Raw genomic sequence first — 20,781 nt, 5'->3', positions numbered from 1 at the left:
GTTGCACTTCGTTTACGGCGTGCTCAAGTCGGGTCAACCCTTTGACCCGAAACTTGCGCTTGCCCGGTGAGGCTCAAGACGGTATCTACGGATATACGCGGCCTCTGCGTAGGAGCTGCCGCAGGCTGCGATCTTTTGACCTTCAGGCGCTCAATGTCCGCGCCAACCTTTGCGTCGTCGGAAAATGCATTTAGGTTATATAAACATTCTTAAATAGTATTTTTAAGAATATCTGCGCCTATCTACTATTGCTCTCACGCCACAAGCAGTGCCGCCACTGCCAGGCACATCTCATTCAAGGAGCAGCACCATGAGCGCATCTCTACGTAGCGTTGACGGCCAGGACGAAGCAACCATCTTGCGCGAGATCCAGAGCGCACTGCGCGATCTGCGCTTTGGCGCGGTGGAAATAACCGTGCACAACGCCCAGGTGGTTCAGATCGAACGCAAAGAGAAATTCCGTTTGCAGAACCCGGGCAACAAGCCGAGCTGAACCCGAATCAAAAGATCGCAGCCTGCGGCAGCTCCTACGGGGGGATTTGTGTGTAGGAGCTGCCGCAGGCTGCGATCTTTGAACAGGCAACCCGATTCCAGACCATAAAAAAAGCCAATACACCAAGAATTCAGGAGCTGCACCATGTCGTCGATTCGCCGTTACGCTTTGGCCGCTCTGGCCAGCGCCATTTTTGCCGGTTCCGCGGTTGCCAAGGATTACGAACTGCTCAACGTGTCGTACGACCCGACCCGCGAGCTGTATCAGGACTACAACGCCGAATTCATCAACTTCTGGAAGAAGGAACACGCTGGCGACAACGTGAAGATTCAGCAATCCCACGGTGGCTCGGGCAAACAGGGCCGGGCGGTGATTGATGGGCTGCGGGCCGACGTGGTGACCCTGGCACTGGCCGGTGACATCGACGAAATCGCCAAACTCGGCAAAACCCTGCCGGCCGACTGGCAAAAACGCCTGCCGGACGCCAGCACGCCGTACACCTCGACCATCGTGTTCCTGGTGCGCAAGGGCAACCCTAAAGGCATCAAGGATTGGGGCGACCTGACCAAAAACGGCGTTGAAGTGATTACGCCAAACCCGAAAACCTCCGGCGGGGCGCGCTGGAACTTCCTCGCGGCCTGGGCCTATGGCCTGAAAGCCAATGGCGGTAACGAAGCCAAGGCCAAAGAGTACGTGCAGACACTGTTCAAGCACGTACCGGTGCTGGACACCGGCGCTCGCGGTTCGACCATTACTTTCGTCAACAACGGTCAGGGTGACGTGTTGCTGGCCTGGGAAAACGAAGCCTTCCTGGCGCTGAAAGAACAGGGTGGCGCTGACAAGTTCGACATCGTCGTGCCTTCGCTGTCGATCCTCGCCGAACCGCCGGTAGCGGTCGTCGACAAGAACGCCGAGAAGAAGGGCAACGAGCAGATCGCCGAAGCTTACCTCAAGCACCTGTACAGCCCGGCCGGTCAGGAAATCGCGGCAAAGAACTTCTATCGTCCACGTGACAAGGACGTGGCCGCCAAGTACGCCAAACAGTTCCCGACCCTGGAGCTGGTGACCATCGACAAGGACTTCGGTGGCTGGAAATCCGCCCAACCGAAATTCTTCAATGACGGTGGCGTGTTCGACCAGATCTATCAGGCGCAGTAACCTGACTTGAGCCACACAACGAACCTTAAGCTTAGGCTCCCACATGGATGTGCTTAGCTGATTGATTTTTTCAACCAAGGACTCTTATGTCGCGTCGTATCTCCCCCGTCATACCCGGCTTCGGGCTGACGCTGGGCTACACCTTGGTGTACCTCAGTCTGATTGTGCTCATACCACTGGCGGCGATGTTCGTGCATGCCGCTCAACTCACCTGGGATCAGTTCTGGGCAATCATCTCCGCGCCACGAGTGCTGGCGGCGTTGAAGCTCAGTTTCGGCACCGCACTGTACGCCGCGATCATCAACGGCATCATCGGCACGTTGCTGGCCTGGGTGCTGGTGCGTTACACCTTCCCCGGACGCAAGATCATCGACGCGATGATCGATCTGCCGTTCGCACTGCCAACGGCCGTGGCCGGTATTGCGCTGACTGCGCTGTACACGCCGACCGGTCTGGTCGGGCAGTTTGCTGCGGACCTGGGTTTCAAGATCGCTTACACGCCGCTCGGTATTACCCTGGCGCTGACCTTCGTCACGTTGCCGTTCGTGGTACGTACGGTGCAGCCGGTACTCGCCGATATCCCGCGAGAGATCGAAGAGGCCGCCGCGTGTCTGGGCGCCAAGCCGTTGCAGGTGTTCCGCTACATTCTGGTTCCCGCGCTGCTGCCTGCCTGGCTGACCGGTTTTGCCCTGGCGTTTGCACGGGGTGTTGGCGAGTACGGCTCGGTGATTTTCATTGCCGGTAACATGCCGATGAAAACCGAAATCCTGCCGCTGCTGATCATGGTCAAGCTCGACCAATACGATTACACCGGCGCTACCTCCATTGGCGTGCTGATGCTGGTGGTTTCCTTCGTCCTGTTGCTGCTGATCAACTTGTTGCAGCGGCGCATCGAAACCCCATAAGGAGGCGGCACCATGTCCCAATCGTCTATTGCCGCCGCGTCTTCGGCCAACGCTGCCCGTCGTGGCAGCGCGGCTTCCCGGCGAATCCTGATCGGCCTCGGCTGGCTGATTTTTGCGCTGTTTCTGTTGCTGCCGCTGTTCATCGTGGTGTCCCAGGGCCTGAAGCTTGGCCTCGGCGCGTTCTTCACCGCGATCTTCGAGCCGGATGCTCTGTCTGCCCTGAAACTGACCGTCATTGCGGTGCTGATTTCGGTGCCGCTGAACCTGGTGTTCGGCGTCAGCGCGGCCTGGTGCGTGAGCAAATACTCGTTCCGTGGCAAGAGCATGCTGGTGACCCTGATCGACTTGCCGTTCTCGGTATCGCCGGTGATCGCGGGTTTGGTCTACGTGCTGATGTTCGGCGCCCAGGGCATTTTTGGCCCGTGGTTGCAGGACCACGATATCCAGATCGTCTTCGCCTTGCCGGGCATTGTGCTGGCGACGATTTTCGTCACCGTGCCGTTTGTGGCGCGTGAACTGATCCCGCTGATGCAGGCGCAGGGCACGCAGGAAGAGGAAGCTGCACGGTTGCTGGGCGCCAACGGCTGGCAGATGTTCTGGCACGTGACGGTACCGAACATCAAATGGGGCCTGATCTACGGCGTGGTGCTGTGTACCGCGCGGGCGATGGGTGAGTTCGGTGCGGTGTCGGTGGTGTCCGGGCACATTCGCGGGGTGACCAACACCCTGCCGCTGCACGTCGAGATCCTCTACAACGAATACAACCACGTCGCCGCGTTTGCCGTTGCGAGCCTGTTGCTGATCCTGGCGCTCTTCATCCTGCTGCTCAAGCAGTGGAGCGAGTCCCGTATTAACCGCCTGCGCGCCAGCGCCGCGGAGGAATAAGTCATGTCGATCGAAGTCCGTAATGTCAGCAAGAATTTCAACGCCTTCAAGGCGCTGAACAGCATCAACCTGGACATCCAGAGCGGCGAACTGGTGGCGTTGCTTGGCCCGTCCGGCTGCGGCAAAACCACCTTGCTGCGGATCATCGCCGGCCTGGAAACCCCGGACGCCGGCAGCATCGTGTTCCACGGCGAAGACGTCTCCGGCCACGACGTGCGTGATCGCAACGTCGGTTTTGTGTTCCAGCACTACGCCTTGTTCCGCCACATGACCGTGTTCGACAACGTTGCCTTCGGCCTGCGCATGAAGCCGAAAAACCAGCGTCCGAGCGAAAGCCAGATTGCGGTCAAAGTCCACGAGCTGCTGAACATGGTGCAACTGGATTGGTTGTCGGATCGCTACCCGGAACAACTATCGGGTGGGCAGCGTCAGCGCATCGCGTTGGCCCGTGCTTTGGCGGTGGAACCCAAGGTGTTGCTGCTCGACGAACCCTTTGGAGCGCTGGATGCCAAGGTCCGTAAAGAACTGCGTCGCTGGCTGGCGCGTCTGCACGAAGACATCAACCTGACCTCGGTGTTCGTGACCCACGACCAGGAAGAGGCGATGGAAGTCGCCGACCGCATCGTGGTGATGAACAAGGGCGTGATCGAGCAGATCGGTTCACCGGGTGACGTCTACGAAAACCCGGCCAGCGATTTCGTGTATCACTTCCTCGGTGATTCGAATCGCCTGTACCTGGGCGACGATAATCACGTGCTGTTCCGTCCTCACGAAGTGTCGCTGTCGCGCACTGAGCTGGAGGATCACCACGCGGCGCAAGTGCGCGATATCCGTCCGCTGGGTGCAACCACACGCATTACCTTGAAGGTTGAAGGCCAGAGCGAGCTGATCGAAGCGGAAGTGGTGAAAGACCACGACAGCCTGACCGGTCTGGCCAAGGGCGAGACGTTGTTCTTCAAGCCCAAGGTCTGGCAGAAAGTCGCCAACCTCTAAAAGCAAAAGCTTCGCGAGCAAGCCCGCTCCCACAGGGTTCTCGGTTGATCACGGATTGTGTGATTAACGCAGATCCAATGTGGGAGCGGGCTTGCTCGCGAAAGCGATCTACGCCGCCGCATTTTTCTGACGCAGACGCACCCCACCCGCCCGCGCCTCGATCTGCTCTTTCAGCTCATGCCGCAACCCCAGCATGAACGCCAGTTCGGCCACCACAAACAGCGGTCCGATGATCAATCCCGTCACATCATCGACAAACGCCGGTTTGCGTCCTTCGTAGTGATGGCCAACAAACTGGATCGCCCAGCCGACCACAAACATCGCGACACCGCTGCTCAACCAAAGCAGGGTGCTGTGCGCCGCGAGGATTTGGCCTAGCCAAACGGACAGGCCCAGCAGCACCGTCATCACCACCCCAAGGCGTACTTCCAGGCGCAAATAGAACCACGCCGAGGCCAGCGCCAATAGCCCCGCAGGAGACAGCCAGAGCCCGGCCACCGGCCATCCTGGCCGTGATAGCAATACCGCGACGGCGACCACGATCAGCGGAATGCCAATGAAGTGGCTGGCGATGTTGCGCGGGTCACGGTGGTACGCGGCGTATTGACTGAGGTGGTCAACGAGGCTTTTCATTGTTATTCCTCCGGTAGGGATGTCGATCATGCCCTGCGGTCCGTCGTTGCTCTGTCAGCCAGACGACAATCATCTTGGAGTTTTCATGGATATGCAGGCCTGGCGGTCACGCCTGATGAAGGGGCAGTGGTTTAGCCATTTGTCGCCCTTGTTACAGGATAGTCTGCTGTCCCTGGCCCGCGTGCGGCGGCTGTCGCCGGGACAACGGCTGTTCAAGCGCGGTGATCCGCCGTGTGGTCTGTACGCGGTACTCGAAGGTGCGGTGCGCGTGGGCGCGGTGAGCGAGCAGGGCAAGGAGGCGCTGCTGAGCCTGATTGAGCCGCCACACTGGTTCGGCGAAATCAGTCTGTTCGACGGCCAGCCACGCACCCATGACGCCTATGGCGTGGGCCACTGCATTCTGTTGCATGTACCGCAGGCAGCGCTGCTCGGTATGCTCGAAGAACACCCGCAACACTGGCGACAGTTGGCCTTGCTGATGAGCCATAAATTGCGCCTGACCTTCATCAATCTCGAACAGCTGACCTTGCTGCCGGCCCCGGCCCGCGTGGCGCATCGCTTGCTGATGATTGCCGATGGCTACGGCGAGATCGAACCCGCACGGCGCATTCTGCAACTGCCGCAGGAGCAGTTGGCGTTGCTGCTTTCGCTGTCGCGTCAGACCACCAACCAGATCCTCAAGGACCTGGAGGGTCAGGGCATTCTCAACCTGAGTTATGGCGAGATCGAGATCCTCGACGCGGGTCGATTGCGGGCTTTGGCGAGCGTTTGAACCCGTCACCTCATCCGAAATAACCGTTAGTGATGGGCTTTGTGCGCCAAGGCGCCTAGCCTGTACTGACGATTATTCGAGGTGTGCCATGCGTTTGCTGTTAGTGGAAGACGAACCCGAGACCGCGAAACTTCTGGCCCAAGGCCTGAGCGAAGCCGGCTATGCGGTGGATGTGGCGGACAACGGCATGGCCGGTCGACGCTTTATCGAAACGGCTGAATACGACCTGATCATTCTCGACGTGATGCTGCCCGGCCTCAACGGTTGGCAGCTGTTGCAACAGATCCGTCAGCTCGGTGCAACGCCGGTGCTGTTCCTGACCACCACGGACGGCATTGAAGACCGGCTGCGCGGGTTGGAGCTGCATGAGGATGACTACCTGCTCAAACCGTTCGCCGTGAGTGAGCTGGTGGCACGGGTGCGCAAGTTGCTGCGTCGTGATCGAGGGCGCTGAGCCATCTGTGTTATCTGGTAAATCGCTATCGCGAGCAAGCTTTGCTCCTACGGATTCGCGTCGTTCAAGCAAGTGACGACAATCCTGTAGGAGCAAGGCTTGCCCGCGATGAGGCCGGTTCTGACAGCCTGTTATCGCAACCCATCCCGAAACTGCCCCGGCGTCATCCCGGTCCAGCGCTTGAACGCGCGGCTGAAGCTGCTCGTGTCGGCAAACCCCAGCAGATAACTGATTTCGCTCAACGAGCACTGTGGGTCGCGCAAGTGCAGCAGTGCCAGATTCTCACGACATTCATTGAGCAACGTATCGAACCGGCAGCCTTCGTCCGCCAGGTGCCGTTGCAAGCTGCGCAAACTCAAGTGCAAGGTCTCGGCGATGCGTTCGGCGCTGGGTTCGCCTTCGGGCAGTTGCGCTTCGATGGCATCGCGCACCTTGCGCTCCCAGGTCAGCAGGCGCAGTTGCGTCAGGGCGCGCTTGAGCACGGTTTCGTTGTGTTCGGCCAGCTCCGGGTTGGCGTCATCCAGATGGCTTTCGAAGTCGTCGATGGAAAACTCCAGCCGGTCTTCGTCAGCAGCAAAGAAGATCGGTGCGCGGAACACCGTGTGCCATTGTTTCGGGTCGGCCGGTTCCGGTCGGCGCAAGTACACCGCCAGCGGTGCATAGTCCCGACCCAAACGGTTGCGACAGGTGCGCACGTAGATCGCGGCGAAGGCGTCGATCGCTTCCCGCGCTGGCGCCGGACTGCCTTCGGGGACCTTGAGGGTGAAGCAATAGCGATCTTCGCCACGGGTCAGTTCCAGCTCCAATGCGTCGCTGATCACTTGGTGATAACGCACGATGCGCTCGAACACCTCACGCAAACTGCCGCTGGCGACCAGCGCATATCCCAGTGCGTGGAAGGTGGTCGGGCTGACGAACCGCGAAACCCGCAAACCAATCGCCGGGTCGCCGCTGACCTCGACGGCCAGCTCCCACAGTCGAGTGGTGGCCGATAACGGGTAGCGGGCGTTGGGGTCGTCCATCAGTTGCGGGTCGAGCCCGGCTTGCAGGCACAGGGCGTTGCTGTCGAGGCCGAGGGCGTCGAGTTGTTTGCGCAAAGCGCGGGTCCAGCTGGCGAGGGAGGTGGGTTCAATCATGATGATTGGCGCTTCCGGTCAACAGGTTGGCGTTCACAGCTAACGCCCGAAGCGATCGCGCAGGGCAGGATGCGAACATCAATAACTAAAGGATGGAAGCATGTACGGTACTTCTGCAAGTCCTGAACGCCTGAATGCACAACAACGATCTGCGCATATTCGTGAAGTGGTGCTCGCCCGCGGTGTCGAACTGCGTCAGCGCTACCCGATTCTCAACCACCAGGACGCTCTTGGCGTGGGCATTCTGGCCTTCGCCCTGGCCGGGATGATCGGCTCGGCGGCGCTCTACATGACCGGGCACATGGCCTGGTGGGTGTGCCTGCTGCTGAATGCTTTTTTTGCATCGCTGACCCATGAACTGGAACACGACCTGATCCACAGCATGTATTTTCGCAAGCAACGCGTGCCGCACAACCTGATGATGGGCTTGGTCTGGCTGGCACGGCCGAGCACCATCAATCCGTGGATTCGCCGCCATTTGCACCTCAACCACCACAAGGTCTCCGGCAGTGAAACCGACATGGAAGAGCGCGCCATCACCAACGGCGAGCCTTGGGGCATTGCGCGTTTGCTGATGGTCGGCGACAACGTGATGTCGGCGTTCATCCGCATGCTGCGGGCCAAAACCTGGGCGCACAAATTCAGCATCATCAAGCGCACGCTGAAGGTTTACGCGCCGCTGGCGCTGGTGCACTGGGGTGCGTGGTACCTGTTCCTCGGTTTTCACGCAGCCAATGGCATTGCGTATTTGATGGGAGCCTCGGTGGAATGGTCGGCGACCACGCTGTCGGTGATGCAGGTGATCGACATCGCTGCCGTAGTGATCATCGGTCCGAACGTACTGCGCACTTTTTGCCTGCATTTTGTCAGCTCGAACATGCACTACTACGGCGACATTGAGCCGGGCAATGTGATCCAGCAGACACAGGTGCTGAACCCATGGTGGATGTGGCCGTTGCAGGCGTTCTGCTTCAACTTCGGCAGCAGCCATGGCATCCATCATTTTGTGGTGAAGGAACCGTTTTACATCCGCCAGCTGACCGTGCCGGTGGCGCACAAGGTGATGCGCGAGATGGGCGTGCGCTTCAATGACTTTGGCACGTTTGGGCGGGCGAATCGGTTTGTGCGCAAGGAGCAGAAGACAACCGAAACGGTGCGGGCAACCCAAGCGTAGATCGTACCCACGTGTGTTCCTCGGCAGCTTTTTGATTTCGGGAGGGGCCGGAAGTGTTGATTTAGTTATGCGATATTGATCTATATAAATAAAAAAATATTACTTTCGGAAATAAGCCATTGAAGCAATGATTCATCCATCGAAGCGGTCGCATGAGGGCGTCAGGCGCAGGCAGATCGATTCATTGAACCGCAACTTATCCATGTTAAACATTTGAGGATTACCGAGCTGTCGGTGATTACCGCGCGGTACAAAATAGCGATTTCCGGGGCCGTCTCCTTGGCAGGGTGCGGCCCCTTTTTTTCTTCTGAAGCAAAGCGCAAACCTGGAGCTCCAGTAGTAGGTATTTTGCATATTCTGTTTTGGTCTTAACAAATAGCTTCTTATTCCTTAAGGAATGTAAATCCCATCCCTATACTCGACCAGGAACAGACACGCACAGGAGAGCTCCCCATGCGCAACGAATCAATTCGCTACCTGATTGTGCCGGGCTGGCAAGGATCGCCAGATGATCATTGGCAAAGCCATTGGCAGAACAGCCTGCCGAACAGTGCGCGGGTGGAGCAGGCCGATTGGCTGACGCCGCGCCGTGAGGATTGGGTCGCGGCGCTGGCCGAAGCGATTGATGCCGACAGCACGCCGGTGATCCTGATCGCTCACAGCCTGGGCTGCATCACCGTTGCGCATTGGGCGGCCACTGCGCCGTTGCAGGCGTTGCGTCAGGTTCGCGGGGCCTTGCTGGTTGCGCCTGCCGACGTTGAACGTCCGGCCTGCAAGCCTGCGTTGCGCAACTTTGCGCCGATTCCGACGCACCTGCTGCCGTTCCCGAGCCAGGTTGTGAGTTCCGACAACGACGCCGCCGTCAGCGCTCCACGGGCGCTTGAGCTGGCGCGCAACTGGGGCGCCGAAGCGGGGATTCTGGCGGGGGCTGGGCACATCAACGTGAAATCCGGCCACCATCGTTGGGAGCAGGGTTTTGCCTACCTGTATCGCCTGCAAAACCGCATGGAAAATCACGCCCTGCGCCGCGCTTGAACCTCTTTTTTATTTGAACGCCCCCCGTCTCCCGGCGGTTTTGGGCGGGAGTCTGCCATGAGTTTGCATGAATCTTTCGGTCAGCCATTGCTGACCTTTCCCGACGCTGAAAAAAGCCCGCTGAGCATTCGCGCCAAGGCGCTGGTGTTCGTCGACCCACGCTCGCGCCAGCTGCGTCAGGAGCTGGAACAACTGGCGCCGCGCTCGATTTCGGTGTTGATACGCGGTGAAACCGGCACCGGCAAAGAGCTGCTGGCACGGCACATTCACCGCGCCAGCGATCGCGGCGGGTTGTTTGTATCGGTCAACTGCGGCGCCATCAGTCCGACTTACGCTGATGCCGAGTTGTTCGGCTATGCCGGCGGCAGTTTCAGTGGTTCGGCGAGCAGCCGCGCCGGGTGGTTTGGTTCGGCCAATGGCGGGACGTTGTACCTGGATGAAATCGGCGATTTGCCGTTGCCGATTCAGATCAAACTGCTCGCCGCCCTGGAGAATCACGAAGTCACCCGCGTGGGTGCCCAGCAACCGAGCCCGGTGGATGTGCGACTCGTGGCGGCGACCAGCATCGATCTGGCACAAGCCGTGGCGGCTGGCAAATTCCATGAGCGGCTTTATCGCTACCTCAGCGAAGGTCAACTCGAATTACCGGCCTTGCGCGAGCGAGTCGGTGATATTCAATCACTGGCCGAGTATTTTCTCGGTATCTACAGCCAGCGCCTCGACCTGCCGGTGCCGTTTATCAGCGACGCGGCACAGCAGGTTCTGGAGCGGCACAGCTGGCCGGGCAATACCCGTGAACTGGAAAACGTCATTCACTTTGCGTTGCTGGTGAGCAGTGGCGAGGAGATAAAGCCTGCGCATTTGAATTTGCCGCAGGTGTTGTCGCCGCTCGAGCAGATCGAACAGCAACTCAAGCGCATTGTCGACAACGGTTCAGCGCCAGAGCTCGAAGCCCTGAAACAACTTCTTGCACAAACGGGAATCACGTAGGAGCTGCCGAAGGCTGCGATCTTTTGATCTTCACGTTCCATCGCGTAAATGCAGAAAGATCGCAGCCTGCGGCAGCTCCTACGGACGTGGTTTTTCTGTATGAACAAAATGGAATATGAAAGTGAATAAAAGATATTGTTCGGGAATAAAAAATCTCGGTATTGTCCGCACCACACCAGCGATAGCACTTCACTGGCACTTCACTTTTTAGCCGTTGTCGACAACGACAAATAAGGACACTGCATGAAAAAAGTTCTGTTGTTCACCGCATTGGCGGCTGCCCTGACTGCGGGCTTGGCCCAGGCTGGCGAAAAACTGGTGGTTGCCGCAACGCCGGTGCCGCACGCCGAGATCCTCGAACTGATCAAACCGACCCTCGCCAAAGAAGGCGTGGATCTGGAAATCAAGGTCTTCACCGACTACGTACAACCGAACGTGCAGGTCGATCAGAAGCGTCTGGACGCTAACTACTTCCAGACCCTGCCATACCTGAAAAGCTTCAACGAAGGCAAAGGCACTCACCTGGTGACCGTGATCGGCGTACACGTTGAACCGTTCGGCGGCTACTCGAAGAAAGTCAAAACCCTGGCTGAGTTGAAGGACGGCGCGACCATCGCTATCCCCAACGAAGGCAGCAACAGCGGCCGTGCGCTGATCCTGTTGCAGAAAGCCGGCCTGATCGAGTTGAAAGACCCGAAAAACGCCCTGGCGACTCCAAAAGATATCGCCAAGAACCCGCACAACTTCAAGTTCAAGGAACTGGAATCGGCCATGCTGCCGCGTGTGCTGGATCAGGTCGACCTGGACATGATCAACACCAACTACGCGCTGGAAGCGGGTCTGAACCCGGCTAAAGACGCGCTGGTGATCGAAGGTGCGGATTCGCCATACGTGAACTTCCTGGTCGCGCGTCCAGACAACAAGGACAGCGTAGCGATCCAGAAACTGGCCAAGGCGCTGACCAGTCCTGAAGTGAAGGCATTCATTGCCAAGAAGTACAGCGGCGCGGTACTGCCAGCGTTCTGATCGAGCGGTAAAACCCTTCAAGGTTTCAACGCCGACGGCTTTCGATAGCGTCGGCGTTTTTTATTGCACGCGAAAATCAAAAGATCGCAGCCTTCGACAGCTCCTACATTAGATCAGCGTAGGAGCTGCCGCAGGCTGCGATCTCTTTGTTCAGGCCACCCTGGTCTTCAACGCCCGGCGCAACGCCGTCAATAACTTCACGATGTCCTGCGGATCCAGCCGCTGGGGTGTTTTCACATCTGCCATTTTTATCGTCCTTGTGATGGTTCGGCCGGGGAGTGTGGCCGCAAGCTGCTCGTCCTTGGAGGGGCAATCTGAAAAAAAGATCCCTCCTACAGCGCAAAGGAAAATAGCTGTCTCCCGCTGACACCGCCAATCCGCCGGATAGTTATTTGCGTGATATCAATATGCTTTATTGGTATTTAAATGTTTCTTTTTATGCCTTTAAAGTCGGAGCTTGACGGGCTGTTATCCACAGCCCAATGGACTGCGCCACCGTCGCTTACCCTGCGGCGTTCAGGATCTTCAATGACGTTCGATTACGCTTTCATCCTCAGCACCCTGCCGGCGTTTCTCCGCGCCGTGGGCGTGACGCTGCAGGTCGGCCTGATCGCCATCGGCACTTCGTTGCTGGTAGCTCTGATCAACGCGACCATTCTGGTGTTCCGCACGCCGTACTTGCAGCGCCTGGTGGCGTTGTACGTGGAACTGGCGCGCAACACCCCGCTGCTGATTCAACTGTTCTTCGTCTACTTCGCGTTGCCGGCACTTGGGGTGAAGGTTTCCGGCTTTGCGGTGGCGATCATCACCATGACCTTTCTGGGCGGTGCCTACCTCACCGAGGTACTGCGGGCCGGCGTTGAAGCGGTGCCTGCGGCGCAACTGGAATCGGGCCGCTCCATCGGTCTGTCCCACTGGCAATTGCTGCGCTACGTGATCCTGCCGCAAGCGGGGATCCTCAGCCTGCCTTCGCTGTTCGCCAACTTCATTTTCCTGCTCAAGGAGACCACCGTGGTGTCGGCGGTGGCGGTGCCGGAGATTCTCTACACCACCAAGAGCTATATCGCGCTGTATTACAAAACCTACGAAATGCTCGCTGTGCTGACGTTGATCTGTGTGCTGCTGTTCTTGCCGCTGTCGCTGCTGCTCAGCCGCCTGGAAAGGAGGCTCCAGCATGGCCAGTTCGGGTCTTGAGCTGCTTTGGGTGTCCTTGCCGCAGTTAGGCAAAGGCGCTGCGCAAACCTTGTCGATTTCCTTCTTGAGCATCGTCATCAGCACGGTGTGCGGAGTGCTCTACGGCGTGCTGTGCAGCCTGAATTCGAAATGGCTGAAGGCGATTCTGCGGGTCTATCTGGAGTTGTTCCGGGCGATCCCGGTGCTGGTCTGGTTGTATTTGCTGTTCTTCGGTCTGCCGATTTTTTTCGGCCTGAGCCTTTCGAGTTTCTGGTGCGCAGTGCTGGTGTTGTCGTTGTGGGGCGCCAGTGAAGTCGGCGAAGTGGTACGCGGTGCTTTGTATTCCTTGCCCCGTGGCCAGCGTGAAGCGGGGCTGTCGATCGGGCTGTCCGGCCCGCAGCTTTTCGGTTACGTGCTGCTGCCCCAGGCACTGAAACGCATGACGCCGCCAACCATCAACGTCTACACGCGGATCATCAAGACCAGTTCGCTGGCGGTGTTGATCGGCGTGGTCGACGTGATCAAGGTCGGCCAGCAGATCATCGAACGTACCTACGAATCGGTGTTGATCTACGGCGCACTGTTCCTGTTTTTCTTCTTTATCTGCTACCCGCTCTCGGCCGCTTCCCGCGTGCTGGAACGGCGCTGGACGCAAGCATGAGCGCATTGATCGAGTTCAAGGGTTTCAACAAGTTTTTCGGTGAGCATCAGGTTCTCAACGGGATCGACTTGAGCGTCGAAGCCGGTGAAGTGATCGTCATCCTCGGCCCTAGCGGCTGCGGTAAAAGCACCTTGCTGCGTTGTCTCAACGGTCTGGAAGTCGCCCATAGCGGCGAGTTGCGTTTCGCTGGGCGCGAGTTGCTGAGCAAGGCCATCGACTGGCGCGAAGTGCGTCAGCAGATCGGCATGGTGTTCCAGAGTTATCACCTGTTCCCGCACATGAGCGTGCTCGACAACCTCCTGCTCGGCCCGCTCAAGGTGCAAAAACGCCCAGCGCGTGAAGCTCGCGAGCAGGCCTTGGCGTTGCTCGAACGGGTCGGTCTGGCGGACAAACGCGACGCCTTCCCGCGTCAGCTTTCCGGTGGCCAGCAGCAACGCATCGCCATCATCCGTTCTCTGTGCATGAACCCGCAGGTGATGCTGTTCGATGAAGTCACCGCAGCCCTTGATCCGGAGATGGTCAAGGAAGTGCTGGAAGTGATTCAGGGGCTGGCCCGCGATGGCATGACCTTGCTGATCGTCACCCACGAAATGGCTTTCGCCCGCGCGGTGGCCGACCGCATTGTGTTCATGGATGCCGGACGCATCCTTGAACAAAACCCTCCCGAGATTTTCTTTACGAACCCGCAAACCGCACGAGCGCAGCAGTTCCTGGAGAAGTTCTCCTACGTCGAAGCACTGCCCAAAAAGACACTTGCAAAGGAACTGGAACCCTCATGAAAACTGCCAAGTCTTCACTGCTGCTACTCCCGTTGTTTGGCCTCGCGCTGCTGGCCGGTTGCAACAAATCCGAAGAGGCTGCCAAGCCTGCAACCTCAACCGCTAGGCCTGCGGCCAGTTACCTGGAGAAAATCAAGGCTCGGGACAAGCTGATCGTCGGCGTGTTCACCGACAAACCGTCGTTCGGTTTCGTCGATGAAGCCGGGCGTTATGTAGGTTTTGATACCGACATTGGCCGTCAATTCGCCAAGGATCTGCTGGGCGACGAGAACAAGGTCGAGTTTGTTGCGGTCGAGCCGGCGAGCCGGATTCCGTTCCTGCAAAGCGACAAGGTTGACCTGATCCTCGCCAACATGACCGTCACTCCGGAGCGCAAGGAAGCGGTGGAATTCACCAACCCGAACCTCAAGGTTGCGGTGCAGGCACTGGTGCCGCAGGCCAGCGTGGTGAAGAGCCTCGATGACCTGGCAACCCGCACTACCATCGTCACCACCGGCACCACCGCCGATATCTGGCTGACCAGGAATCACCCGGACTGGAAACTGCTCAAGTTCGAGAAAAACACCGAGTCGCTGCAAGCCCTGGCCAGCGGTCGCGGCGATGCTTATGCACAGGACAACCTGGTGTTGTTCAGTTGGGCAAAACAGAACCCGGGCTACCGCGTGTTGACTGAAACCTTGGGCGCCGAGGCGCCAATCGCACCAGCCGTGAAGAAGGGCAACATCGAGCTGCGTGACTGGGTCAATGCCGAGTTGGCGAAGCTGGGTGAAGACAAGTACCTGCTCAAGCTCTACGACCAGTACGTGCGTAAAGAACTGAGCGACGACACCCAGCCGGAGAGCGTGATTGTCGAAGGCGGGAAGTGGCAGGGCTGAACCGCCCGGACATCTGATTTACCGCTAAAAGATCGCAGCCTTCGGCAGCTCCTACGGGTGTACGTCATTCCCCCTGTAGGAGCTGCCGAAGGCTGCGATCTTTTCAATCCGGCCAGTTCCACTCAGGTGTATCCAGCCCGCCCCCTCGCCACAAGGCGCCCGGTTGCCATTCCCCCTCAATTTTTCAGTCTCTGGATGCAGCAGCTGAGCCCTGATCTAAGCTCACAGTCGTATCGACACTTGTCCGCCCGTATAACGCCCGCCCGTATAACGCAAAGGAGCCTGCATGGCTGGTCCCGGATTGAAATGTATCGTTGGCCTGAGTCTCTTTGCCCTGCTGGCCGCGTGCGGCGATAAGAAGCCTATCGAGAAGGAACGTCCGCGGGTGTTCGTGCAAGAGGTCAAACCCACGGATTTCGCGGCCTCGGTGACCCTGACCGGGGATGTTCAGGCACGGGTTCAGACCGAGTTGTCGTTCCGCGTTGCAGGCAAGATCATCCAGCGCATGGTGGATGTCGGCGATCGTGTTTCTGCCAAACAAGTGTTAGCCAGACTCGACCCGAAAGACCTGCAGACCAGCGTTGATTCCGCCCAGGCCCAAGTGGTCGCCGAGCAGGCGAGGGTCAAACAGACTGCTGCCGCGTTCGTCCGCCAGCAAAAACTCCTGCCCAAGGGTTACACCAGCCAAAGTGAATACGATTCTGCCCAGGCTGCATTGCGCAGCAGCCAGAGCGCGTTGACCGCAGCGCAGGCGCAGTTGGCCAATGCCCGCGAACAATTGAGTTACACCGCGCTGATTGCCGACGCGCCCGGCGTGGTTACCGCGCGTCAGGCAGAAGTCGGTCAGGTGGTGCAGGCCACGGTGCCGATATTCAGCCTGGCCCGGGATGGCGAGCGTGACGCGGTGTTCAACGTCTACGAATCGCTGTTGAGCGCGCCGCCATCGGACCGGTCGGTGGTGGTCAGCCTGCTCGATAACCCGAAGATCAAAACCACCGGCACGGTGCGCGAAATAACCCCGGCGGTGTCGGCGCAAACCGGTACGGTGCAGGTCAAGGTTACCCTCAGCGCATTGCCCGAAGGCATGCAACTGGGCTCGGTGGTCAGTGCCACGGCCAAAGTGCCGGGCAAGCCTGCGGTCGAATTGCCCTGGGCAGCGCTGACCAAGAACCTCAGCGAGCCCGCCGTCTGGATCGTGGACGTTGACGGCAAGGCACACTTGCAGACGGTCAAGGTCGGCCGTTATCTGACTGGCAAAGTGATCATCAGCGAAGGCCTGAATGGCGGCGAGAAAGTCGTCACTGCCGGTGGCCAGTTGCTGCACCCCGACGTGTTGGTGGAGATCGTCACATCGTCTGCTGAAGGTTCGACGGGAGCCCAGCCATGAAGCGCGTGTTGCTGCTGTTGTCGGCGGGTCTGCTGTTGGCCGCCTGCTCGAAAAAGGAAGCACCGCCGGAGCCTGTGCGCCCAGTGCTGTCCATCGAAGTGCAGTCCTTTGACCAACAGGATCTCGGGCGTTTCGCCGGGAGCATTCAGGCGCGCTTCGAAAGCAACATCGGTTTCCGTGTGCCGGGACGTATCGCCAGCCGTAATGTCGACGTTGGCAGTGAGGTCAAGAAGGGTGCGTTGCTGGCAACCCTCGACCCGACCGATCAGCAGAACCAGTTACGTGTCGCCCAGGGCGATCAGGCGAAGGTCGAGGCGCAGTTGATCAATGCCCGGGCCAGCGCACGCCGTCAGCAGGAACTGTTCAACAAGGGCGTGGGCGCCCAGGCGCAGCTGGACATCGCCCAGACCGAACTGAAAACCACCCAGGCTTCACTGGATCAGGCCAGGGCGTCGGTCAGTCAGGCCAACGACCAGCTCAAATACACCGAGCTACGCACCGACCACGCGGCCATCGTGACGGCCTGGAACGCCGAGGCCGGACAGGTGGTGACGGCGGGGCAGCAAGTGGTGACGCTGGCGCGGCCGGACATCAAGGAAGCAGTGATCGATCTGCCAGCGGGCCTCGCCGAGCAACTGCCTGCCGATGTGGTGTTTGAAGTCGCAGCGCAACTTGATCCGAGTATCCACAGCACGGCGATCATCCGCGAGATCGAGCCGCAGGCGCAAAGCGCGACCCGTACTCGCCGCGCTCGCCTGACCCTGGCCGAGACCCCGCGGGGCTTTCGTCTCGGCACGGCAATCAGTGTGACCTTGAGCTCGGCCATCGAGCCGCGTATCGAATTGCCGTTGACAGCCTTGCAGGAAGTCGACGGTAAAACCCGTATCTGGGTGGTCGACAAACAGACCCAGACCGTTTCCCCGCGAGACGTCACCCTGCTCAGCCGTGGCGTTGACAGCGTCATCGTCGGGCACGGCGTCAAAAGCGGTGAGCGAGTGGTCAGCGCCGGTGTGAACAGCCTCAAACCGGGGCAAAAAGTCAAAGTCGACGAGGGCAGCCCGCGATGAAAGGGAGCTTCAACTTATCCGAGTGGGCCATCAAGCATCAGTCCTTCGTCTGGTATTTGATGTTCGTCGCTTTGTTGATGGGCGTTTTCTCGTACCTCAATCTGGGGCGCGAAGAAGACCCGTCGTTCACCATCAAAACCATGGTGATCCAGACCCGTTGGCCCGGTGCGACCCAGGAAGAAACCCTCAAGCAGGTCACTGACCGTATCGAGAAAAAACTCGAAGAGCTCGACTCGCTCGACTACGTGAAGAGCTACACCCGGCCCGGCGAATCCACGGTCTACGTCAACTTGCGTGACACCACCAGTGCCAAGGACGTCCCGGAAATCTGGTACCAGGTGCGCAAGAAGATCAACGATATTCGCGGCACCTTCCCCCAGGGCATACAGGGTCCGTCGTTCAACGACGAGTTCGGTGATGTATTCGGCTCGGTGTACGCCTTTACCTCCGACGGCCTGTCGATGCGCGAATTGCGCGATTACGTCGAGCAGGCTCGCGCCGAGATCCGCGACATACCGGGACTGGGCAAGATCGAGATGGTCGGCCAGCAGAATGAAGTGCTCTACCTGAATTTCTCCACCCGCAAACTGGCGGCACTCGGCATCGACCAGCGTCAAGTGGTGCAGAGCCTGCAAACCCAGAACGCGGTGACCCCGGCCGGGGTGATCGAGGCCGGTCCGGAACGGATTTCCGTGCGCACGTCCGGGCAGTTCGCCTCGGAAAAAGACCTGGCGGCGGTCAATCTGCGGCTCAACGATCGCTTCTACCGGTTGGCCGACATCGCTGAAATCACCCGTGGCTACGTCGACCCGGCATCAACGCTGTTCCGCTTCAATGGGCAGCCGGCCATCGGCCTGGCGATTGCCATGCAGAAGGGCGGCAACATTCAGGCCTTTGGTAAGGCTCTGCACCAGCGCATAGACGAACTGACAGCCGAGCTGCCGGTGGGCGTCGGTGTACACAACGTGTCGGATCAGGCTTACGTGGTGGAAGAGGCGGTCGGTGGTTTTACCAGTGCGTTGTTCGAGGCGGTCATCATCGTGCTGGCGGTCAGCTTCATCAGCCTTGGCGTGCGTGCCGGGCTGGTGGTGGCCTGTTCGATTCCGCTGGTGCTGGCGATGGTCTTCGTGTTCATGGAGTACAGCGGCATCACCATGCAGCGGATTTCCCTCGGTGCGCTGATTATCTCCCTCGGGCTGTTGGTGGACGACGCGATGATCACCGTCGAGATGATGGTCACGCGTCTGGAAATGGGCGAAACCAAGGAACAGGCCGCGACCTTCGCCTACACCTCGACCGCGTTCCCGATGCTGACCGGGACCCTGGTAACTGTCGCAGGCTTCGTGCCGATTGGTCTGAACGCCAGCTCTGCCGGTGAGTACACCTTCAGCTTGTTTGCGGTCCTTGCCGTGGCCATGCTCGTGTCGTGGATCGTCGCGGTGCTGTTCGCCCCGGTGATCGGCGTGCACATCCTCAGCGCCAACATAAAACCCCATTCCGAGGAGCCTGGGCGTATCGGCAAGGCCTTCAACAGTGGCTTGTTGTGGAGCATGCGCAACCGCTGGTGGGCTATCAGCATTACGGTGCTGTGCTTCCTGCTGGCGGTGTTTTCCATGCGTTTCGTGCAGAACCAGTTCTTCCCGTCGTCGGATCGCCCGGAAATCCTCGTCGATCTCAACCTGCCGCAAAACGCCTCGATGGATGAAACCCGCAGAGCCGTCGACCGTTTCGAAGCGACCCTCAAGGGCGATCCGGACATCGTGCGCTGGAGCAGCTACATCGGCCAGGGCGCGATTCGTTTCTACCTGCCGCTCGACCAGCAATTGCAGAACCCCTACTACGCGCAACTGGTGATCGTCAGCAAGGATTTCAAAACCCGACAGGTGCTGAGCGAGCGCTTGCGCGAACGCCTGCGCAAGGACTTCGTCGGCATTGGCAGCTTCGTGCAAGCCCTGGAAATGGGCCCGCCGGTGGGCCGGCCGATCCAGTACCGGGTCAGTGGCAAAGACATCGATCAGGTGCGCAAGCACGCCATCGACCTGGCCAGCGAACTGGACAAGAACCCGCATATCGGCGAGATCATTTTCGACTGGAACGAACCGGGCAAAGTCCTGCGCATCGACATCGCCCAGGACAAGGCGCGGCAACTCGGGCTGTCGTCCGCAGACGTGGCGAACCTGATGAACAGCATCGTCAGCGGCTCGGCGGTGACTCAGGTCGATGATGATATTTACCTGATCAATGTGGTCGGGCGCGCCGTGGACGCCGAGCGCGGTACGCCGGAAACCCTGCAAAACCTGCAAATCGTCACGCCCGGCGGAACGTCGATCCCGCTACTGGCCTTTGCCACCGTGCGTTATGAACTGGAGCAGCCGCTGGTCTGGCGTCGCGACCGCCAACCGACCGTCACCATCAAGGCGGCGGTGCGCGACGAAATTCAACCGACCGACCTGGTGATGCTGCTCAAACCTGCGATCGAGAAGTTCACTGCCGGGTTGCCGGTGGGCTATAAGGTCGCCACCGGCGGTACGGTCGAAGCAAGCAGCAAGGCCCAAGGGCCGATCGCCAAAGTCGTGCCGCTGATGCTGTTTCTGATGGCGACCTTCCTGATGATCCAGTTGCACAGCGTGCAGAAGCTGTTTCTAGTGGCGAGTGTCGCGCCGCTGGGCTTGATCGGTGTGGTGCTGGCGCTGATTCCGACGGGGACGCCGATGGGCTTTGTGGCGATTCTCGGGATCCTGGCGCTGATCGGCATCATCATCCGCAACTCGGTGATTCTGGTGACTCAGATTGAAGAGTTCGAGCGCAACGGGTATTCACCGTGGGACGCCGTGGTGCAAGCCACCGAGCACCGTCGCAGACCGATCCTGCTCACCGCCGCATCGGCCTGCCTGGGCATGATCCCGATTGCCCGGGAAGTGTTCTGGGGGCCGATGGCCTACGCGATGATTGGCGGGATCATTGTTGCCACCTTGCTGACGCTGCTGTTCCTGCCGGCGCTGTATGTGGCCTGGTACAAGATCAAGGAGCCGAAAAAAACCGCACAGTAACGGCGATCGCTTCGCGCTCTTTTCGCGAGCAAGCCCGCTCCCACATTTGATCTTTAGCGAACACAGAATATGTGTATGGCACGATCCAGTGTGGGAGCGGGCTTGCTCGCGAAAGCGCCAGTACAGACGCCACCA

At 59.3% G+C, this 20,781-nt stretch carries 20 protein-coding genes; 18 read left to right on the top strand and 2 right to left on the bottom strand.

The genetic code is table 11. The features are described from left to right. The first annotated feature begins 310 nt into the window (after nucleotides 1-310). From oscA to ACIPIN_RS25640, 5 genes are all read left to right on the top strand, one after another. Nucleotides 311-493 (top strand): sulfur starvation response protein OscA, encoded by a 183-nt coding sequence (oscA, locus tag ACIPIN_RS25660; RefSeq protein WP_007941032.1) that lies wholly within the window; start codon nucleotides 311-313, stop codon nucleotides 491-493. A gap of 144 nt (nucleotides 494-637) precedes the next feature. Next, on the top strand, nucleotides 638-1,651 hold the full coding sequence (locus ACIPIN_RS25655; protein ID WP_054595056.1) for a sulfate ABC transporter substrate-binding protein: 1,014 nt from the start codon (nucleotides 638-640) through the stop codon (nucleotides 1,649-1,651). 86 nt (nucleotides 1,652-1,737) lie between these two features. Continuing rightward, a complete protein-coding gene (gene cysT, locus ACIPIN_RS25650; RefSeq protein ID WP_019691172.1) occupies nucleotides 1,738-2,556 on the top strand; it encodes a sulfate ABC transporter permease subunit CysT in 819 nt (272 codons plus the stop codon). 12 nt (nucleotides 2,557-2,568) lie between these two features. Beyond that, complete coding sequence (cysW, locus tag ACIPIN_RS25645) at nucleotides 2,569-3,441, top strand: sulfate ABC transporter permease subunit CysW (RefSeq protein WP_401123647.1); 873 nt, start codon at nucleotides 2,569-2,571, stop codon at nucleotides 3,439-3,441. A 3-nt stretch (nucleotides 3,442-3,444) separates the two neighbouring features. Further along, nucleotides 3,445-4,434 (top strand): sulfate/molybdate ABC transporter ATP-binding protein, encoded by a 990-nt coding sequence (locus ACIPIN_RS25640; RefSeq protein WP_401123644.1) that lies wholly within the window; start codon nucleotides 3,445-3,447, stop codon nucleotides 4,432-4,434. Between the two features lie 108 nt (nucleotides 4,435-4,542). Here the strand turns inward: ACIPIN_RS25640 and ACIPIN_RS25635 are convergent, their stop codons facing one another. Beyond that, nucleotides 4,543-5,067, bottom strand: coding sequence for a DUF962 domain-containing protein (locus ACIPIN_RS25635; protein WP_401123642.1), 525 nt, complete (start codon nucleotides 5,065-5,067; stop codon nucleotides 4,543-4,545). Nucleotides 5,068-5,152: 85 nt separating this feature from the next. Here ACIPIN_RS25635 and ACIPIN_RS25630 point away from each other — a divergent pair, with 85 nt between their 5' ends. Both ACIPIN_RS25630 and ACIPIN_RS25625 read left to right on the top strand, forming a co-directional pair. Continuing rightward, nucleotides 5,153-5,839 carry a Crp/Fnr family transcriptional regulator gene (locus ACIPIN_RS25630; RefSeq protein ID WP_401123640.1) on the top strand — a complete coding sequence of 229 codons (687 nt, stop codon included), beginning with the start codon at nucleotides 5,153-5,155 and terminating at the stop codon, nucleotides 5,837-5,839. 88 nt (nucleotides 5,840-5,927) lie between these two features. Beyond that, the gene (locus ACIPIN_RS25625) at nucleotides 5,928-6,293 is read left to right on the top strand and encodes a response regulator (RefSeq protein ID WP_401123637.1); all 366 of its coding nucleotides are present in this window, start codon (nucleotides 5,928-5,930) and stop codon (nucleotides 6,291-6,293) included. 131 nt (nucleotides 6,294-6,424) lie between these two features. Here ACIPIN_RS25625 and ACIPIN_RS25620 read toward each other — a convergent pair whose 3' ends face one another. Further along, nucleotides 6,425-7,429: an AraC family transcriptional regulator gene (locus tag ACIPIN_RS25620; RefSeq protein ID WP_401123635.1), complete on the bottom strand. Its 1,005-nt coding sequence runs from the start codon at nucleotides 7,427-7,429 to the stop codon at nucleotides 6,425-6,427. 100 nt (nucleotides 7,430-7,529) lie between these two features. Between ACIPIN_RS25620 and ACIPIN_RS25615 the strand changes: the two genes are divergently transcribed. From ACIPIN_RS25615 to ACIPIN_RS25565, 11 genes are all read left to right on the top strand, one after another. Beyond that, complete coding sequence (locus tag ACIPIN_RS25615; RefSeq protein ID WP_401123632.1) at nucleotides 7,530-8,603, top strand: fatty acid desaturase; 1,074 nt, start codon at nucleotides 7,530-7,532, stop codon at nucleotides 8,601-8,603. Between the two features lie 453 nt (nucleotides 8,604-9,056). Then, on the top strand, nucleotides 9,057-9,638 hold the full coding sequence (locus tag ACIPIN_RS25610) for an alpha/beta hydrolase (RefSeq protein ID WP_401123630.1): 582 nt from the start codon (nucleotides 9,057-9,059) through the stop codon (nucleotides 9,636-9,638). 57 nt (nucleotides 9,639-9,695) lie between these two features. Continuing rightward, complete coding sequence (locus ACIPIN_RS25605) at nucleotides 9,696-10,628, top strand: sigma 54-interacting transcriptional regulator (RefSeq protein WP_401123627.1); 933 nt, start codon at nucleotides 9,696-9,698, stop codon at nucleotides 10,626-10,628. A gap of 243 nt (nucleotides 10,629-10,871) precedes the next feature. Next, nucleotides 10,872-11,654, top strand: coding sequence for a MetQ/NlpA family ABC transporter substrate-binding protein (locus ACIPIN_RS25600; RefSeq protein WP_401123625.1), 783 nt, complete (start codon nucleotides 10,872-10,874; stop codon nucleotides 11,652-11,654). Nucleotides 11,655-12,182: 528 nt separating this feature from the next. After that, nucleotides 12,183-12,848 carry an amino acid ABC transporter permease gene (locus tag ACIPIN_RS25595; protein ID WP_401123622.1) on the top strand — a complete coding sequence of 222 codons (666 nt, stop codon included), beginning with the start codon at nucleotides 12,183-12,185 and terminating at the stop codon, nucleotides 12,846-12,848. Continuing rightward, nucleotides 12,829-13,488, top strand: a complete 660-nt coding sequence (locus ACIPIN_RS25590; protein WP_401123620.1) for an amino acid ABC transporter permease — start codon at nucleotides 12,829-12,831, stop codon at nucleotides 13,486-13,488. The genes ACIPIN_RS25595 and ACIPIN_RS25590 overlap by 20 nt, the downstream gene beginning before the upstream one ends. After that, nucleotides 13,485-14,267, top strand: a complete 783-nt coding sequence (locus tag ACIPIN_RS25585; RefSeq protein WP_401123617.1) for an amino acid ABC transporter ATP-binding protein — start codon at nucleotides 13,485-13,487, stop codon at nucleotides 14,265-14,267. The genes ACIPIN_RS25590 and ACIPIN_RS25585 overlap by 4 nt, the downstream gene beginning before the upstream one ends. Further along, nucleotides 14,264-15,142: a transporter substrate-binding domain-containing protein gene (locus tag ACIPIN_RS25580; protein ID WP_401123614.1), complete on the top strand. Its 879-nt coding sequence runs from the start codon at nucleotides 14,264-14,266 to the stop codon at nucleotides 15,140-15,142. The genes ACIPIN_RS25585 and ACIPIN_RS25580 overlap by 4 nt, the downstream gene beginning before the upstream one ends. A 286-nt stretch (nucleotides 15,143-15,428) precedes the next feature. Next, nucleotides 15,429-16,529 (top strand): efflux RND transporter periplasmic adaptor subunit, encoded by a 1,101-nt coding sequence (locus ACIPIN_RS25575; RefSeq protein ID WP_401123611.1) that lies wholly within the window; start codon nucleotides 15,429-15,431, stop codon nucleotides 16,527-16,529. After that, nucleotides 16,526-17,596, top strand: coding sequence for an efflux RND transporter periplasmic adaptor subunit (locus ACIPIN_RS25570; protein ID WP_401123609.1), 1,071 nt, complete (start codon nucleotides 16,526-16,528; stop codon nucleotides 17,594-17,596). Before ACIPIN_RS25575 ends, ACIPIN_RS25570 begins: the two co-directional genes overlap by 4 nt. Then, on the top strand, nucleotides 17,593-20,646 hold the full coding sequence (locus ACIPIN_RS25565; RefSeq protein WP_401123606.1) for an efflux RND transporter permease subunit: 3,054 nt from the start codon (nucleotides 17,593-17,595) through the stop codon (nucleotides 20,644-20,646). Before ACIPIN_RS25570 ends, ACIPIN_RS25565 begins: the two co-directional genes overlap by 4 nt. The last annotated feature ends 135 nt before the right edge of the window (nucleotides 20,647-20,781 follow it).

It is taken from the genome of Pseudomonas sp. NPDC087697 (assembly GCF_044743155.1).
Taxonomy (GTDB): domain Bacteria; phylum Pseudomonadota; class Gammaproteobacteria; order Pseudomonadales; family Pseudomonadaceae; genus Aquipseudomonas.
Note: the sequence above shows the minus strand (reverse complement) of the source record. Positions and strands in the feature narration are given on the sequence as shown.

Coding starts and splice junctions, on each gene's coding strand:
- oscA (WP_007941032.1), top strand. CDS start 311: ATGAGCGCATCTCTACGTAGCGTTGACGGCCAGGACGAAGCAACCATC.
- ACIPIN_RS25655 (WP_054595056.1), top strand. CDS start 638: ATGTCGTCGATTCGCCGTTACGCTTTGGCCGCTCTGGCCAGCGCCATT.
- cysT (WP_019691172.1), top strand. CDS start 1,738: ATGTCGCGTCGTATCTCCCCCGTCATACCCGGCTTCGGGCTGACGCTG.
- cysW (WP_401123647.1), top strand. CDS start 2,569: ATGTCCCAATCGTCTATTGCCGCCGCGTCTTCGGCCAACGCTGCCCGT.
- ACIPIN_RS25640 (WP_401123644.1), top strand. CDS start 3,445: ATGTCGATCGAAGTCCGTAATGTCAGCAAGAATTTCAACGCCTTCAAG.
- ACIPIN_RS25635 (WP_401123642.1), bottom strand. CDS start 5,067: ATGAAAAGCCTCGTTGACCACCTCAGTCAATACGCCGCGTACCACCGT.
- ACIPIN_RS25630 (WP_401123640.1), top strand. CDS start 5,153: ATGGATATGCAGGCCTGGCGGTCACGCCTGATGAAGGGGCAGTGGTTT.
- ACIPIN_RS25625 (WP_401123637.1), top strand. CDS start 5,928: ATGCGTTTGCTGTTAGTGGAAGACGAACCCGAGACCGCGAAACTTCTG.
- ACIPIN_RS25620 (WP_401123635.1), bottom strand. CDS start 7,429: ATGATTGAACCCACCTCCCTCGCCAGCTGGACCCGCGCTTTGCGCAAA.
- ACIPIN_RS25615 (WP_401123632.1), top strand. CDS start 7,530: ATGTACGGTACTTCTGCAAGTCCTGAACGCCTGAATGCACAACAACGA.
- ACIPIN_RS25610 (WP_401123630.1), top strand. CDS start 9,057: ATGCGCAACGAATCAATTCGCTACCTGATTGTGCCGGGCTGGCAAGGA.
- ACIPIN_RS25605 (WP_401123627.1), top strand. CDS start 9,696: ATGAGTTTGCATGAATCTTTCGGTCAGCCATTGCTGACCTTTCCCGAC.
- ACIPIN_RS25600 (WP_401123625.1), top strand. CDS start 10,872: ATGAAAAAAGTTCTGTTGTTCACCGCATTGGCGGCTGCCCTGACTGCG.
- ACIPIN_RS25595 (WP_401123622.1), top strand. CDS start 12,183: ATGACGTTCGATTACGCTTTCATCCTCAGCACCCTGCCGGCGTTTCTC.
- ACIPIN_RS25590 (WP_401123620.1), top strand. CDS start 12,829: ATGGCCAGTTCGGGTCTTGAGCTGCTTTGGGTGTCCTTGCCGCAGTTA.
- ACIPIN_RS25585 (WP_401123617.1), top strand. CDS start 13,485: ATGAGCGCATTGATCGAGTTCAAGGGTTTCAACAAGTTTTTCGGTGAG.
- ACIPIN_RS25580 (WP_401123614.1), top strand. CDS start 14,264: ATGAAAACTGCCAAGTCTTCACTGCTGCTACTCCCGTTGTTTGGCCTC.
- ACIPIN_RS25575 (WP_401123611.1), top strand. CDS start 15,429: ATGGCTGGTCCCGGATTGAAATGTATCGTTGGCCTGAGTCTCTTTGCC.
- ACIPIN_RS25570 (WP_401123609.1), top strand. CDS start 16,526: ATGAAGCGCGTGTTGCTGCTGTTGTCGGCGGGTCTGCTGTTGGCCGCC.
- ACIPIN_RS25565 (WP_401123606.1), top strand. CDS start 17,593: ATGAAAGGGAGCTTCAACTTATCCGAGTGGGCCATCAAGCATCAGTCC.